This window comes from Microbacterium sp. 22303 (assembly GCF_052045265.1).
Lineage (GTDB): Bacteria > Actinomycetota > Actinomycetes > Actinomycetales > Microbacteriaceae > Microbacterium.
Genome location: NZ_JBQEOQ010000007.1, coordinates 1 through 15,403, shown reverse-complemented (window position 1 = coordinate 15,403; position 15,403 = coordinate 1). Strand labels below are relative to the sequence as shown.

Annotated in this window: 15 protein-coding genes and 1 pseudogene; 11 read left to right on the top strand and 5 right to left on the bottom strand. The window is 69.5% G+C overall.

Annotation, left to right across the window (positions count from 1 at the left end; translation table 11 throughout):
• Nucleotides 1-32: 32 nt before the first annotated feature.
• On the bottom strand, nt 33-2,036 hold the full coding sequence (locus ACTJI8_RS17735; RefSeq protein WP_440734759.1) for a bifunctional lysylphosphatidylglycerol flippase/synthetase MprF: 2,004 nt from the start codon (nt 2,034-2,036) through the stop codon (nt 33-35).
• A gap of 153 nt (nt 2,037-2,189) precedes the next feature.
• Between ACTJI8_RS17735 and ACTJI8_RS17730 the strand changes: the two genes are divergently transcribed.
• The 5 genes from ACTJI8_RS17730 (at nt 2,190) to ACTJI8_RS17710 (ending at nt 6,520) form a co-directional block, all read left to right on the top strand.
• Entirely contained in the window at nt 2,190-2,852 is a 663-nt protein-coding gene (locus ACTJI8_RS17730; protein ID WP_440734758.1) for a response regulator, read from the top strand.
• Entirely contained in the window at nt 2,849-3,964 is a 1,116-nt protein-coding gene (locus ACTJI8_RS17725; RefSeq protein WP_440734757.1) for a sensor histidine kinase, read from the top strand. The genes ACTJI8_RS17730 and ACTJI8_RS17725 overlap by 4 nt, the downstream gene beginning before the upstream one ends.
• A 129-nt stretch (nt 3,965-4,093) precedes the next feature.
• On the top strand, nt 4,094-4,594 hold the full coding sequence (locus tag ACTJI8_RS17720; RefSeq protein ID WP_440734756.1) for a DUF2076 family protein: 501 nt from the start codon (nt 4,094-4,096) through the stop codon (nt 4,592-4,594).
• Nucleotides 4,595-4,605: 11 nt separating this feature from the next.
• Nucleotides 4,606-5,163, top strand: coding sequence for a GNAT family N-acetyltransferase (locus tag ACTJI8_RS17715; RefSeq protein WP_440734755.1), 558 nt, complete (start codon nt 4,606-4,608; stop codon nt 5,161-5,163).
• Between the two features lie 127 nt (nt 5,164-5,290).
• Nucleotides 5,291-6,520, top strand: a complete 1,230-nt coding sequence (locus tag ACTJI8_RS17710) for a cation:proton antiporter domain-containing protein (RefSeq protein ID WP_440734754.1) — start codon at nt 5,291-5,293, stop codon at nt 6,518-6,520.
• A 48-nt stretch (nt 6,521-6,568) separates the two neighbouring features.
• Here the strand turns inward: ACTJI8_RS17710 and ACTJI8_RS17705 are convergent, their stop codons facing one another.
• A complete protein-coding gene (locus ACTJI8_RS17705; protein ID WP_440734753.1) occupies nt 6,569-7,927 on the bottom strand; it encodes a hypothetical protein in 1,359 nt (452 codons plus the stop codon).
• A 186-nt stretch (nt 7,928-8,113) separates the two neighbouring features.
• On the opposite strand from ACTJI8_RS17705, the gene ACTJI8_RS17700 reads away from it, so the two are divergent.
• From ACTJI8_RS17700 to ACTJI8_RS17690, 3 genes and pseudogenes are all read left to right on the top strand, one after another.
• Nucleotides 8,114-9,466: an alpha/beta hydrolase gene (locus ACTJI8_RS17700; RefSeq protein WP_440734752.1), complete on the top strand. Its 1,353-nt coding sequence runs from the start codon at nt 8,114-8,116 to the stop codon at nt 9,464-9,466.
• 122 nt (nt 9,467-9,588) lie between these two features.
• Entirely contained in the window at nt 9,589-10,161 is a 573-nt protein-coding gene (locus tag ACTJI8_RS17695; RefSeq protein ID WP_440734751.1) for a dihydrofolate reductase family protein, read from the top strand.
• Between the two features lie 229 nt (nt 10,162-10,390).
• A pseudogene (locus ACTJI8_RS17690) lies at nt 10,391-10,660 on the top strand (dihydrofolate reductase family protein); the annotation flags it as partial.
• 77 nt (nt 10,661-10,737) lie between these two features.
• On the opposite strand, the gene ACTJI8_RS17685 reads toward ACTJI8_RS17690, so the two are convergent.
• The 3 genes from ACTJI8_RS17685 to ACTJI8_RS17675 all read right to left on the bottom strand — a co-directional run bounded on the left by ACTJI8_RS17685 (nt 10,738) and on the right by ACTJI8_RS17675 (nt 13,531).
• Nucleotides 10,738-11,940 carry a DUF418 domain-containing protein gene (locus tag ACTJI8_RS17685; RefSeq protein WP_440734750.1) on the bottom strand — a complete coding sequence of 401 codons (1,203 nt, stop codon included), beginning with the start codon at nt 11,938-11,940 and terminating at the stop codon, nt 10,738-10,740.
• A 120-nt stretch (nt 11,941-12,060) separates the two neighbouring features.
• Nucleotides 12,061-13,101, bottom strand: a complete 1,041-nt coding sequence (locus ACTJI8_RS17680) for an NADP-dependent oxidoreductase (protein WP_440734749.1) — start codon at nt 13,099-13,101, stop codon at nt 12,061-12,063.
• Nucleotides 13,102-13,144: 43 nt separating this feature from the next.
• A complete protein-coding gene (locus ACTJI8_RS17675; RefSeq protein ID WP_440734748.1) occupies nt 13,145-13,531 on the bottom strand; it encodes a DUF1304 domain-containing protein in 387 nt (128 codons plus the stop codon).
• 82 nt (nt 13,532-13,613) lie between these two features.
• Between ACTJI8_RS17675 and ACTJI8_RS17670 the strand changes: the two genes are divergently transcribed.
• The 3 genes from ACTJI8_RS17670 (at nt 13,614) to ACTJI8_RS17660 (ending at nt 15,241) form a co-directional block, all read left to right on the top strand.
• A complete protein-coding gene (locus ACTJI8_RS17670; protein ID WP_440734747.1) occupies nt 13,614-14,216 on the top strand; it encodes a TetR/AcrR family transcriptional regulator in 603 nt (200 codons plus the stop codon).
• A 115-nt stretch (nt 14,217-14,331) separates the two neighbouring features.
• Nucleotides 14,332-14,532, top strand: coding sequence for a hypothetical protein (locus ACTJI8_RS17665; protein ID WP_440734746.1), 201 nt, complete (start codon nt 14,332-14,334; stop codon nt 14,530-14,532).
• Between the two features lie 109 nt (nt 14,533-14,641).
• Complete coding sequence (locus tag ACTJI8_RS17660; protein WP_440734745.1) at nt 14,642-15,241, top strand: hypothetical protein; 600 nt, start codon at nt 14,642-14,644, stop codon at nt 15,239-15,241.
• Nucleotides 15,242-15,403: the final 162 nt, after the last annotated feature.

Below are 15,403 nucleotides of genomic sequence, written 5' to 3'. Positions count from 1 at the left end.
TCCGACGCAGATCCAGCCGTCGCAGAATCATGTCACCGGCTGGCACTCGCAAGACCCTGAGCACGAACGCGCAGAGCAGACGTGACGACCTGAGTGAATCTCAGGGTGGGCACATACGTGCGCAGCAGCGCCGGACCGATCCGCGGAAGATGGAGCGGCTGCGGGTAGCTCATCCAGAGCGGCTCGTGTCGGGCGCCGAACTTGGCCTTGAAGCGTTCGAGTGAGGCGAAGCCGTAGCTGGGCTCCAGCAGCCGGGACATCCGACGGGACAGCCAGCCGACCGAGTGGCCTTCGTGCGCCGCGAGCGGGGTGCCGGACAGACCCACGATCGGGAGCCCTTCTTCCGCCGCTCGCCGCACGGTGGAGACGATCGTGAACTCCATCGCACCTGGCATCGCGTCACGATCGCGGCGCATGACGTCGAGGGTCCACCCGATGAGCTCACCGTCCCGATGGCGCGGAAGCCAGCTCGTCACGACCTGGACGCGTCCATCGGCGCCGATCGCCAGCATCAGACGGACCTCGGGATCGGTCAGCTCGGCGAGCCCGCCGAGCGTGAACCCCATCTCCGGCAGGACCTTCTCGTCGGCCCAGCCTGCGCAGAGCGCGTCCACTTGGGCGCGCACCGCAGCGCTGCTGTCCGCATAGGTGGTCCACACGGCGGAGAGTCCTTCGCGGTCCGCGCGATTGACGGCGGTGCGAAGGTCCTGCCGGCGGCGGCCGCTGAGGGAGAAGTCCGGCACGTCGATCACGGCGTCCGTACCGACCGGGGTGCGCGCCCAGCCGTCCTCGTGGAGTGCCGACGCGGCCTCGTCGTGGATGCTGTAGAAGACCGGGGTCCAGCCCCGCGTTTCGCAGAACTCGGCGAATGCCCGCAGTGCGGGTCGCGGGTCGTCCGAGATCGGATCCCCGACGGTGAAGGCGACGCCGTCGCGGACACGGTAGGCGATCGCCGAGCCGTCCTCGCCGAACCACAGCGAGTTCCCCGCCCAGGTCGCCATGTGCGCGAAGGTCGCATCCCCCGACGCCTTGAGCACGTCCTGCAGCCGTCTCCGATCCACCGGCGTCGCCACGGGAGCCGGTCGGCGGATGACCTTGCGCGCCCCCAGTGCCAGCAGCAGGGCGGCCATTGCCGGCAGACCCCCTGAGAGCAGCAGCACGATCTGCCACTCGGTCTCGGCGCCGGTGAGCCCCTGCCAGACGATGCCCCCCTCGAGAATGGGACGCACGACCAACTCGATCATGGAGACCACCGCGACCGCGGCGAGCGCGGCGCCCCCCAGGAGGATGCCGGTGAGCCGGCCCCGCATGACGAGCACCGCACTCACGATCAACAGCGCCGAAGCGATGGGGGCGACGACCGGGTCGAAGACGGCGCCCGTCCAGGCCAGAACCCCGGTGGCGTTTGGCATGACGGTTCCCAGAGCCAAGGCGCTGGCGACGACCACCAGCACCGATGCCAGGACGCTGCGCCAGCGGGTCTGCACGGTGGGTCGCCAGTCGGCGCCGGGAACAGCGGAGCGACCGACCGTCGCGACCAGCCCGGCCGCCAGCACCGCGAAGACGCGCGCCACATCCGATGCATGTCCGGTCATGAGCAGCAGCACGATCACAGCGGTCCCGACGCCCCAACGCAGCGTCCGGCCGGTCGCCAGCCGGAGCCTGCTGGACACGGCCATGAGCAGTGCGGCACTGGTCACGGACGGTGTCCATGCCTGAAAGCGCAGTGCCTCCTGAGACAGCGGCTCCCCGAAGGCCGCCGCCGCCGACAACACGCCCCACGCAGCCACGACACCGGCCGCCGTCGCGGCGGCCGCGACGCTGAACGCCCATCTGCTGCTCACCCGCCGCTCGGCGACCGCGACCGCGACGACGAGAAGGATCCAGGACAGGACGCTGAAATGCGCACCGTCGAGTTCCACCTCGCCGGCCCAGGTGAGCCTGGCGAGACCCGCGCCCAGCGCGGCGGCGGCGAGGGTCGACGACAGCGGATACCGCGGGGAGCTCCGGGCGAGACGAGACAGTACGAGGCGCATGAGGACAGTCCATCGGTTCGCCGCCGCGGAGTCGTCAGCCGATCGGGGTATCCGCATCCGTCGATCGGCGGGGATCAGGTCCACCTGGCGGCGGTGATCGGGCATCCGCGCGCTTGTGTGCCCTAGCGTTCTCTGGGAGGAGAAGAGGAACCCATGATCCGTGTCGTGATCGTCGACGACGAGGCCCTGGTGCGTTCAGGATTCACCATGATCCTGAACGCCACCGACGACATCCGCGTCGTCGGCACCGCATCCGGCATCGAAGCACTCGATGTGATCAAAGCCGAGAAGCCTCACGTGCTCCTGCTCGACATCAGAATGCCGCAGGTGGACGGGCTCACGTTGCTGGGCATCATCTCGACGCTGCCCGAGCGCCCCGCGGTGGCGATGCTCACGACCTTCGACGCCGACGAGTACATCATGACCGCGCTGGGCTCGGGTGCGTCCGGATTCCTGCTGAAGGACACCGAGCCGGAACAGCTCGGCCAATACGTGCGCGCCCTGGCGGCGGGCGGGGTCGTGCTGTCTCCGCGAGCATCCCGCACTCTGCTGGACACGCACCCGGGTCTGGGCGCTGTGCTCGACGAGGAGGCCGAACGCGTCGGCACGCTGACCGACCGCGAGCGCCAGGTGCTGGCGCTCGTCGCCGAGGGCCTCTCGAACGCCGACATCGGCGGGCGCCTCTACCTCGGCGCCGGCACAGTCAAGGACCATGTCAGCGCCATCCTCGCCAAGCTGGGCGTCGCCAGCCGGGTGCAGGCGGCGCTCGCGGCGCAGCGCGCGGGGCTGCTCGATGAGCGGCCTTCCGGACAGTGAGCGGTCTCCTCGCGATCTGGCGGCGCACGCCTCCCTGGACGACAGACCTCCTCGCCGTCGCCATCGCCGTCGCCGACGCGTACCTCACCTACACCGACGACGGCGCGCTCAGCATCGGCACCAGCGCGCTCGCCTGCGCGGCCCTGCTGATCCGCCGCCGTTGGCCGCTGCTCGCCTTCGCACTGACTCTGCCCGCTGCCCTCATAGCGAACATCCTGGCCGCACCGATCATCGCCCTGCTCGCGCTCTCGAGCCGCACCCGTCGGCGCTGGCTGCTCTTCGTCTGCGGGGCGCTGTTCGCCGCGGCCGAAGCCGTCGGCTGGCCCCTCACGAGCCAGCTCACGACCGACCAGAACTGGACGGCCGTCACCTTCGTCTACCAGCTCGCCACGGCCGCGGCCCCGATCCTGCTCGGACAGCTGACCCAGGCCGCATCGGATCTGCGGGGCAGGATCGCCGAGATCGAGGCGACCAAACAGCACGAACGCGAGCTGTACGCGCAGAGCGTCCTCACCCAGGAGCACAACCAGCTCGCCCGGGAGATGCACGACGTGGTCTCGCACCAGGTGAGCCTGATCTCGGTGCAGGCGGGCGCACTGCAGGTGACCGCCACAGACGCGGACGTGCGCAGTGCCGCCAGCTCCATCCGCACGATGGCCGCCACGACGCTCAGCGAACTGCGCTCGATGGTGATGCTGCTGCGGGCGGCCGGCACGCGGAGCCCTGGCCTGGCCCCGCAGCCCACCATCGCCGACCTGGCCGACCTCATCGCGGCGAGTGGGCTGCCTGTGGCCACCACGGGAAAGCTCCCGCGCGATCTCCCGTCCGCCGCGCAACGAGCCGTGTACCGCACGGTGCAAGAGGCGCTGACGAACGTCCGCAAGCACGCCCCCGGATCCGCGATCCGCGTGCAGCTGTGGGCGGACGACAAGTCCTACGGCGTCGTCATCCGTAACTCGCGGCCCTCCGAGCCGCCGTTGAACCTCCCGAGTGCGCAACTCGGGCTCCTGGGTCTCAGAGAACGCGCGGAGCTGCTCGGCGGGACTCTCGTCGCCGGGCCCGACGGCGAAGGGTTCGGTGTGCGCCTCTCCCTTCCCCGCTCCTCCGCCTGACCCGCCGACCGGGAGCGGGCTTCCCGCCACACGGCGGATCCGCTGCCTCGCCGCGACGAACAGCATGGGTATGTCAACACCGATCGACGTCGATGAACACCTCCATCGCCGTGAGAGAAGGGAACCCTCATGCAGACCTCCGATGCGCGCCTGATCATCGATCTCGCGGACTCCGTGCGCAACGCCGCTCCGATCCAGAAGGATGCCGAGGCCGCGCAGCTGATCTCCCAGCTGATCGGCTCTCAGCCCGATGCGCTCTACTTCCTGGTGCAGACCGTGCTCCTGCAGAAGGAGGCGCTCGCGGCGCAGCAGACCGGCTCGGGCCCCGCGGCCGGCGCCTCGTACGCCGCCCCCGCCGCTGCGTCGGCTCCCGCGCCGCCCCAGGCCGAGGAGCAGCGCGGACGATGGGGCGGGCTGTTCGGTGCGCGTCGCCCGTCCGGCCCGGCCGAGGCCGGCTCGAGCGGAGGCAGCTTCCTCAAGACAGCCGCAGCGGGAGCCGCCGGCGTCGCCGGAGGCGTGCTGCTCGCGCAGGGGATCTCGGGCCTCATGTCCGCTCCGCACGACCAGCACCACGCGGAGGCCGATCACGACGACTCGGACTGGGATGACGATGGCTGGGACTCGTTCTGATGATGCGAACGATGAACGACGCTCTTTCGATCACGCTCGTCCCCGCCACCGCGGAGGAGCTCCCTGATCTCGTCCCGCGGATCCAAACGGCCTTCGCCGTCGCGGTCGTCGAGAACTCCGGAGAAGAACTGACCGAGCCGATCCCCTCCGATGAAGAGGTGTGGGAGGCCTTCGACGACCCCCGCGCGGAGATCCTGCACATCGTGGCCGAGGGCCGCAGAGTAGGCGGTGCGGTGATCAGCATCCATACCGAGACGCAGCACAACAGCCTCGACTTCTTCTTCGTCGATCCCGAGTTCCACGGTCACGGACACGGGCGGAGAGCGTGGCAGGCGGTCGAACAGCGCTACCCCCAGACCCGGGTCTGGGAGACCATGACCCCCCACTTCGAGACGCGCAACATCCACTTCTACGTGAACGTGTGCGGCTTCCACATCGTCGAGTTCTTCCATCCGCGTCACCCGGATCCGCATGAGCCGCCGCCCCGGACGCAGGAGGCGGATCCCACCGGGCGGACAGATGACGACCTCATGTTCCGGTTCGAGAAGACGCTGCCGCCGAACGACTGAGAGGAGCTCACGGCGCCGCAGGGACCATCCCGGCGGCGCCGTGTCCGTTCCAGTAGAGTGCAGGACGCCGACGAAAGACTGACCGTCGATCGGCGGATTCCTCGACGCGAGTAGGACCTCGATCCGCATGCTGATGATCTCACTGCTGGTGGCGGGCCTCGGGCTGCTGGTCTGGGCCCTGTGGAGCCGCACCTTCCGACGTGCCACAGTCAACGGCCCGGTGGTCATGACGGCGCTCGGCGCCGTCGCGGGAGCGCTCCTGCCCTCGCAGGAGCCGCTGTTCATGGAGTCCAAGACGACGCTGTTCCTCGCAGAGATCGTCCTCGCCTTCCTCCTGTTCGTCGACGCCCTGGACGTGCGCGGATCGCTGAGCTCGCAGTTCCGCGGGGTTCCCCTGCGTGTGCTCGGGCTCGGCCTGCCGCTCTCCCTGTTGCTCGTCTTCGCCGTCGGACTGGTGCTGCCGCTCGGCCTCTCCCTGGCCGTGATCCTGGCGATCGCATGCATCTCCGTCCCGGCCGACTTCTCACCGGAGACCTCTCTCGTCCGCGACGAGCGGATCCCCGCGCGGGTGCGCCGCTGGCTGAGCATCGAGAGCGGCTACAACGACGGCCTGGTCTCGCCGCTCCTGCTCGGCGCCCTCGCCTTCGCCAGCGCGGGCAGCACGAGCGACGCGGGCCGCGCACTCGCCGTCGCCGCGCCTGCCGGCCTGATCGCCCTCGTCGTCGGCGGTGCGCTCGGCGCCGCGATCGGAGGCGCCACGCGATTCGCGGACTTCCGCGGGTGGACAGAGCCGCAGAGCATGCGCATCGCCTTCATCGCCGCGCCGGTCCTCGTCTTCGCGGCCACGGTGCTGCTGCACGGCAACGGCTTCGTCGCCGTGTTCGTCGCCGGGGTGGTCATCCGCGTCGCCCGCGGCAAGCGCGGCATCGAACACACCGAACTGGCCCTCGTCGAAGACCTGTCCTGGCTCGCGAATCTCCTGCTGTGGCTCGCGTTCGGATTCGCCTCCACACTCCTGCTCAGCCAGACGTACGACTGGTGGCCCGCCATCGTCCTCGCCCTGGTCGCGCTCACCGTCGGCCGGCTGGTGCCCGTCAGCATCGCCCTCATCGGCAGCGAGGCCACGCGGGCAGAGCGGTTCTTCATGGCGGCGATGGGACCGCGAGGCGCGGCATCCATCGTGTTCGGCCTGATCGCAGCGAATGCTCTCCCCGGCGAGGAGGGCTTCATGATCCTCGCTGCCACCTGCATGGTCGTCCTCGGCAGCGTCGTGATCCACGGCATCGGTGGCCCGCTCCTCGTCCGCAGGCTCTGGCCGGCACCCTCGACCGCGACGGAATCTTCCGCCCCGCGATGAGCCGGCCCCGCGGCCGGCGAAGCCGCGAAGCAGCGGCCCAGGGATCGTCTAAGGGCGGGCGACGAACCGGTCGCAGGGCACCCTGACCTCCCAGCCGAGGGTCTGCGCCAGGGCGACATCGCCACGACCGAGCGCCTGCGCGCAGTGCTGCCGTGCCGCCGCGACCTGCGGGCCCCACGCCGGCCCCTGGGATCGCCGCGTGTCCCACGGCACGAAGTGCAGCACCAATGACACGGCGAGCCCCGCGATGGCGACCCGGGCGAGCACGGTCTGCAGGCGTGCCGCGCTGCGCCCGCTCCGATGCCGGGCCCGCACGGCGCCGTCTGCCGCCACCACGATCGCAGCCGCGATGAGCATCGAGGGCAGGACGCCGTATCGCGGAAGCCAGATCGAGCGCAACTGTTGCGCCGTGTGCCGCGCGTAGTCGTAGTAGTCCTCGGGGTTGGCGTACACGCTGCCGCAGTAGATCACCAGGGCTCCCGCCAGCAGCCCGGCGACGAGGATCCGCTGCGACCATGACGACGACCGCAGCAGCACGGCCAGCAGGATGACAATCATGGCCACCGCACCGAGCACGACGATGAGGCTGCGTCCCGCGAGCACCGGCCCGATCTGCTGCTGTGGAAGGGCGAACGGCAGCACCGCGTTCACGATGAGCCCCTTGGCGTACGACAACGGCTCGACGTGACCGAAAGCGGTCTGCCGACGCGGGCTCAGCAGCGAAGCCGCCAACTGCGCGGCCAGGCCGGCGAACAGGCCTACGGCCACGATGCGGCGCATCGGATCACGCACCCGCCACAAGGCCACCGGGATCAGCAGCAACGCCTGGATCTCGGTCAGAGCGGCGAGCGCGGCCACGATCGCCGAGGCGACCGCGAGAACCGGGCGGCGAGGCGTGACCAGGACCAGCCACAGGAGCGTCCACATCATCAGCGTGTGCAGGTTGGCCGTGTTGCCGAGCACTTCGCGCGCGGCCAGCGGCGCGAGGACGGTGAGCGCGGCGACGACGGCCGCGTGAGCCGGGAGGAGGATCCGGCGCGCGCACAGCCAGACGATCGCCGTGCAGGCGCCTGCGACCAGACAGCTGCCCGCCGTCATGGCGACCGCCATGGACTCGACCGGCAGCGCGGCGGCGAACCCCGCGATGATTCGGGGGATCACGTGCAGATAGCCCCCGTAGGGCACGAACACCTCGCCGAACCCGGAGTCGATCGCGCCCTGCAGGAAGTCCCGCCCGTCTTCGGCCCAAAGAGTGTCCCGCGCCATCGGCGGCAGCCGCAGCCAGGCGGCTGCCGCGCCCGCCGCGCCGATCAGCACGGCCACCGCGAGCACGATGACGCCGTGCGGCGGCATCGTGATGCGGCCGTCGCGACGCTGGTCGACACGAATCGCTTGCGTCGCCGTCATCGTGCGGCTGCCTTGACTGTCATGGGAATCCCTGGATGCGGGTCGTGGTCGTCGTCAGTCCTTCCAGCGTCTCCGCGCACCGCGATGGGCGGATCCCCTGACCGGGGGTGCACGTGCCGCCGGTCAGGGGGAAGAAGCGGAGGCTCTCCGGGTTCCCCTGGCCTCGTTCCTCGCGAGGATCGGAACGTGACCGACTTCTTCTCCGCGCTCTGGCGCGGGTTCCTGCACGTCCCGATCGTCGACGGCATCGTTCCTGTGCTCGTGTACCTGCTCGCCGCCGCCGGCGTCGTCGCGACGCTCCTCTGGGGGGCGACGAGGCGCTGGATCCTGACCGCGGCGCTGGCCGCGCTCGGAGGCGGTGTCGTCGCGGTCGGCCTCTGGCTGGTCTGCGTCCGATGGCTCGACCTCTTCGGCGGAGGGCTGGGGATGCCCGCCTATCTGTGGCTGGCCGCCACCCTCTCCGCGATCGGCGTCGCCACGGCGTCCCTGTTCCGGCGAGGCGCCTGGCGACGCACCGTCGCGATCATCGCCATCCTCTCTTCCGCCGCTGCCGGCACACTCGGCATCAATGCCGCGTTCGGCCTGAATCGCACCATCGGGAACCTGCTCAACGTCGTCGCGGAGAATCCGCTCCGGCTCCCCGCCCCGACGGCCACTCCCCAGAACTCCGCTTCCGCCGCCCCGGCGCGGCCTCTCTGGCAGACCTGGACACCGCCTTCCGGCATGCCCGGCAAGGGCAGCACAGGCACCGTCTCCATTCCGAGCACCCACAGCGGCTTCAACGCTCGCAGTGCCGGCGTGTACCTTCCGCCCGCCGCCCTGACGGCGGCCCCTCCACGTCTGCCCGTCGTGCTCATGCTCATGGGCCACCCCGGCAACCCCGACCCCCTGCCCATCTCCCAGGTCCTGGACGCGTACGCCGCCGGCAACCACGGTCTCGCTCCGATCGTTCTCGTGGCCGACCAGGTCGGGGTGGAGGTGAAGGACACCGGATGCGTGGACTCCGCCATCGGCAAAGCCCGCACGTATCTCCTGCAGGACGTCATCCCGTGGATGCGCGCCAACCTCAACGTGTCCCCGGATCCGCGGCTCTGGACCATCGCCGGCTACTCCAACGGCGGCCAGTGCGCGATCTCGCTCGGCGCCGAGCACCCCGAGATGTTCGGAACGGTGATCAGCGTCTCCGGAGAGGAGTTCCCCGGGGCCACCAACCCCGCGGACGCCGTCAAACGGCTTTTCGACGGCGACCCCCAGCGCTACGAGCAGGCGAGGCCTCTCACCCTTCTGGCGCAGCGCCGCTACTCCGGGACGACGGCCGTCTTCACCGCTGCCAAGGACGACCCCCACTACCTCTCGGTCGCGCAGAAGTTCACGGCCGCGGCTCAGGCGGCCGGCATGAACGCCCAGCTTCGCGAGCTCGCGCACGGCGGACATGGTGCGGCGGCGCTCACCGGCGGGCTGCAGGCGGCGTTCGCCATCGCCTATCCGGCGCTGGAGCTCTCACGGCCCGGCCGAGAGGCGACGTCGAACGGCCCCTGACGAAGCTTCCTCGCGGGCCGATCCGCGCGCCTTCGGCAATGGTCCGCATCACCGTTGACCCCGTACTTGGACTGTGCTTGATTGGCGGAGCGCTGAGGTTATCCTTCGAAGGAGAAGTGGCGATGGCGACGGTTCTGTACATGTCCGTATCCCTGGACGGATACATCTCGAAAGAGGACGACTTCCTGGGCGGCGACGACGGCAACCGCCTTCACGAGTGGTACGCGCCGGGGGGCGATCCCGGAGCTCTCGTCGGCGAGGCGAAGGACCTTGCGGCCGAGCTCGACCGGATCGGTGCCGTTGTAACGGGCCGGCGCACGGCCGAGCTCATGGACCATTGGGGCGGCGATGTGCACAACGGCGTCCCGATCTTCATCCCGAGCCATCGACCGCCGGGCCCAGCGGCTCGGTGGGGCTACCCGAACGTGCACTATGTGCAGGATGGGATCTCTCGCGCGATGGAGGAGGCAGTAGCCGCGGCGGGCGAGCGGGATGTCTACGTGCAGGGCGGCTACACCGCGCGGAAGGCGCTGGAGACGGGGGTTCTGGACGAGATCCAGGTGCACCTGATCCCGGTCCTCCTCGGCAGCGGGCATCGGCTGTTCGACTCTCTTCCCGCGGAGATCGAGCTGGAGGTCGTCAAGGTCATCGACACTCCGCATGCGACGCACATCCGGTATCGCGTGCGGCGCTGAGCTCCCGGGCTCACCGGATCAGATGCGCGGCGACCGCGATGAGAGGAGCCGGCCGGTGGCGAACCGGCCGGCTCTTCGGAGTACCACGGCTTGGCGAATGACCAGAAGTCTGGAGACCTCGCCCGCACAACGCGATCCTCGTCATGCAGCCCACGGAGGCGCGCGTGAACCGCTTCCACCACCGCCGTCAACTCGCTGCTGGAGCGGGACGAGCGTTCTATCGTGATGTGTGGGAAGGTTCCACAGCACCGCCCTTGCCGCAGACGGAGATCCTCGGAGCACGGTACATCGCTCCGCCACAGCAGCCATCGATGCTTTGGACGGCAAGGGCCACCGGCGCATCTATGTCGACGGAGGCGAGACCGTTCGGTGGTTTCCTGCCACGGGACTCGTCGACGAACTCACGCTCACCCAGGTGCCCGTGCTCATCGGCGAGGGGCCCTCCCTGTTTGGGCCGCTCCGTGGAGACGTGAACCTTGAGCATGTCCGCACTGTCGTCCTCGGCAGCAGGCCCTGCCTGGGCGCAATTACTCATCGCCGGGCTGATCCTGCAAGGAATCGGCCTCGTGTGCGACCTCACCGCAGTCGCGACGCCGGCATCGTGGCGACGTGGAGCAGGTACTCGAGCGGGCCTCGGCGGAAGAACCGCGACCAGATCGCCGCGAACACGATCGTTCCGAGGATGAACAAGATCACCGGCACCCAGGACTGCTGCGGCTCCTCACCTGCAGGGCTCAGCAGGAGCGGCTGAAGGACGAAGGGCCCCACGTACGCCGTCAGGGACATCGCTCCGACGGCGATGACCGGCGCAGCGAGGCGGCGCAGCCAGGTCAGCCGCTCCACGAGTTCCGTGGCCGCCACGATGACGAGCATCGCGACTCCGGTGCTGCCGACGATGTCGAACGTCGTGCCGCTGTGCGGGCCGGCGAGCAGCAGGGATCCGGCACCGTCCGGCATCTCTCCGCCTTCTGCGAGGCTCGCCAGCGCGTTCTTCCCGGCCAGCAGCAGCGAGGCTCCGTAGGCGACGACGGTGACGGCGGAGCCGACGATCGCGACGCGCAGCCGCACGACTCCGGATCGGAGGTCCAGTCGCCCGAGGGCCATGCCTGCAAGGACGAACGGCATCCAGGTGATCGCGGGATAGAACCCGTTCAGCAGCAGTTCGACGATCCCGACCTCGCTGAGCTGCTTCAGAGGATCGACCGCGCTGATGCCGTCCAGCACTGCAGGGGGCAGCAGCGCATTCAGTGCGAAGGCCAGTTGCGGCCCGACGACCGCCGTCGCCGCGGCGAGGATCCCGACCGTCTTCGCGCTCATCCGCACGAGGGGAAGCGCAAGGAGGAAGTAGACGCCGTAGAAGCCGAGGATGATCACACCGCCGAACTGCATCGCCAGCACCGTTCCCAGGCCGAGGAGCACGACGGCGCGGATGGCGATGCGGAGCGTGGCCTGTCGCCCCGCCAGTCCCTCCTTCGGGTGTCGTCCGCCCGAGAGCAGCGCAAGGGAGGATCCGGCGAGGGTCGCGAACAGCACGGACGAATGACCGTCCGCGAGATACCGGATCCCGCTCCCCACGCCGTCCGTGGCCGACAGCGGAGGGCCGATGTGAACGATGAACATCCCGAACACGGCGAGCGCCCGGGCGAGGTCAATGCCGAGCAGGCGCCCCGTGCCGCCGGCTGGGGCGTCACCGATGCTGCGGCCGATAGGACGGGACTCAGCCTGAGATCCCTCCTGGATGGCAGCGGGCTTGTCATCGAGAGGCATCGAGGAGGTCATTCCCTCAGGCTCGCAACCCCACGGAATCCGCACACCCGCCGGGTATCCGCGACCACCCCGCCGCGTGGCGGACATTCGGGCGGTGGTGCCGGGCGCAGGCCCGACTCCACCGCCGCGCGCTCAGGCGAGCTCCGCCGCGGCTTCCGCGGGGGCGACGCGCACGAGCATCTTGCCCGTGTTGGCGCCGCGCATCATGTCGAGGAACGCGTCGACAGTGTTCTCGATGCCGTCGACGATCGTCTCGTCGTAGGCGATCTTCCCCTCGGCGAACCAGGCCGCCATCTTCTCCTGGAACTCCGGCGCCAGGCCGAGGTATGCCGCGAGCGTGAAGCCCTTCAGCGTCAGAGCGCGGGTGATGATGTTGGCCAGGTTGTCCGGCCCCGGCGTGCGGTCGGTCGTGTTGTAGCCGGCGATCGCGCCGCACAGCGCCGCGCGGCCGCCGTCGTTGAACGCGTCGAGTGCCGCCTCCAGGTGATCCCCGCCCACATTGTCGAAGAACACGTCGATGCCCTCCGGTGCTGCGGCCGCGAGCTGGGCGCGCACGTCGCCGTCCTTGTAGTTGAAGGCGACGTCGTAGCCGTATTTCTCCGTCAGCAGTGCCACCTTCTCGGGCGTACCCGCAGAGCCGATGACCCGCCCGGCGCCGAGCAGCTTGGCGATCTGGCCGACCGCGGTGCCGACCGCGCCGGCCGCACCGGAGACGAACACGGTGTCGCCCGGCTTCAGCCCGGCGATCGCGGTGAGCCCGACGTACGCGGTGAGGCCGGTCATGCCGAGGATGTGCAGGCGCAGCGAGGATGAGAGGCCGGGAACCTCGGGCACGGCGCGGAACGTCGATGCCTCGGCCTGCACCACGTCGGCCCAGCCGTGCTGGTGCAGCACGAGGGTGCCGACCGGGAGCTCGGGGGCCTCCGAGGCGACCACACGCCCGATCGCACCTCCGGTGATGGTCTCTCCGAGCGCGAAGGGCGGGACGTAGCTGCGGACGTCGTTCATGCGCCCGCGCATGTACGGGTCGACGGAGACGAACTCGTTGCGCACGCGCACCTCGCCGGTGGCGGGAGCCTCGTAGACCACCTCCGCGGTCTGGAAGTCGTCCGGCGTCGGCCAGCCGACCGGACGCTTCGCGAGCTGGATCTGGGTGCTCAGGGCAGTGGACATGGAACTCCTTCGTGAGGGGATGGGTGTGCGGGACAGGGGGCGATCAGAGCGTGATGCCGAGGGCCAGAATGACGACCGCGATCGCGGGGATCACGCCCTGCTTCAGCGCCGCAGCCCGCTTGTCGGGGCTGGACAGCAGCAGCACCAGCGCCGCAGCGGCCATCGATCCTGCTCCGACGAACACGAGGGTCGCGCCGACGGCCGGCGCCCCGATCGCGAAGACGACGATGCCCACGACGACGGCGATCGCGAGGAAGAGGTTGTAGAACCCCTGGTTGAACGCCATCGACTTCGTCGCGAGCGCTTCCTCCTCGCTCGTGCCGAACGTCGCGCGCACACGGGGCGTAGTCCACGCCAGCGACTCCATGACGAAGATGTAGACGTGCACGAGCGCCGCGACTCCGGCGAAGATCAGACCTGCGACAACCACGATGGGACTCCTCTGGGTGAACCTTTTCTGTAACGACCTGTCCAATATATACTAGACCGACCGTTACACTAAAGGAGCGCCCATGGCACGCACGCAGAGCTTCGACCGCGACACGGTCGCGCGCGCGGCACGCACGCTGTTCTGGTCGGTCGGCTATGAGAGCGCCTCGATCCCCGAGCTCGAGTCCGCGACAGGCCTCAGCCGCTCCAGCATCTACAACGCGTTCGGCTCGAAGCGCGGACTGTTCGACGCCGCCGTGCAGAGCTACCTCGACGAGGTCGTCCGCCCGCGACTGCGGCCCCTGTCCGGCGAGAGCGTCGAACCCGACGCGATCATCGTCTACCTGCAGGGCCTGCACGACGCGTTCGGCACCCTGACCTCGATGCCGGCGACGCACGGCTGCCTCCTGGTGAACGCCGCCGGCGCCCCGATCGCGCAGGATCCGAAGGTCGCCCGCGTGATCGCCGACTATCGCGAGGAGCTCCATGACGCCTTCGCCCGGGGAGTGGAGGCGCACGACCCTCGCCTCGATGCGGACGATCGCGAACGGCTCGTCACCGCGATCACGAGCAGCGTCGTCGCGGCGTTCGCCCTGGCGCGGATCGACGCCGCCGAAGCGGCACGCGGCGTGGCGTCGGCGATCGAGCTCCTCACGCTCCGCACGCGAGCCGCAGCCGGATCCTGATCGTCTCGGCTGCACCTGGAGTCTTGTGATCGGGTGGGCCGTCCTCCCGAGGCCGGCATCATCGCGACGTGATTGGATGTCAGCAGCCGGCCGGCCAACGCAGCGGAGGGAACGCATGAGCTTTTTCAGTGGCTTCGATCTACCAGGGAGCCCCGGCTACCGACGGCGCGAGGAGTTCCGCACGCATGAGGAATTCGTTCGCGCGAACTGGCGGCGACCAGGTGTCGTGGCAGACGGCGTCACACTGGTGGATCTCTACGACCGCATTGCCGCCCTGGAGGCCCGGATCCGCGAGCTGGAGCAGCGCGCGAAATAGCCGCGAGTTCTGCGGGATCCCGGATCCCGTGAACCTACGACGTCGTTCTCTCGTGGTTCGCACGGGGGCCTCCGTCCCCTGTGCGCGCCGAGCGATGGAGATGAAGACGATGAACGCGACTGCCGACCGATCGACCGACACCCCTGCTGCGGAGACGGCGAGCCCGCTCCGCGCGCCCTCCGACGAGACCGCATCGCCCCTCCGCGTGGTGTGGCCCGTCCTGCGGATCACGATGGCGCTGGTGTTCCTGTGGGCCTTCCTCGACAAGACGTTCGCCCTCGGATTCAGCACGGGCCGAGACCCCAAGACCGGAGCCGTCGACCTCTTCGGCGCCGCCGCATGGATCCACGGCGCATCACCCACGACCGGATTCCTGCAGTTCGGGACCCAAGGCCCGCTGTCCCCCCTGTTCCACGGGCTGGCGGGCAACGTCGTGATCGACTGGCTGTTCATGCTCGGCATGGGCGGCGTCGGCATCGCACTCCTCTTCGGGATCGCCACCCGGATCGCGACGCTCTCTGGCGTGGCCCTCATGGTGCTGCTGCGGCTCGCGGTGTGGCAGAGCGCGACCAACCCGATCATCGACGAGCACCTGGTCTACGCCCTGGTCCTGATCGGGCTCGCCATCACGCCCGCCGCACGCACGGCGAGCCTCGACGCGTCCTGGCAGCGCCTGCCGGTCGTGCGGCGGGTTCCGATCCTGCGCTGACCTGTTCGATCTCACGGAAGTTGTCAGAACGTGAGACAGGAGATCGACATGGTCCCGCGGTTCGGCGGTGGATCCTTGTTCGCAACTTGTCTCATGACAGGTGTCAGTGTCGGCGATGGTTGAAAACGAGGCCATAGTGACGGGCGAAAGCGAGGCCACCCA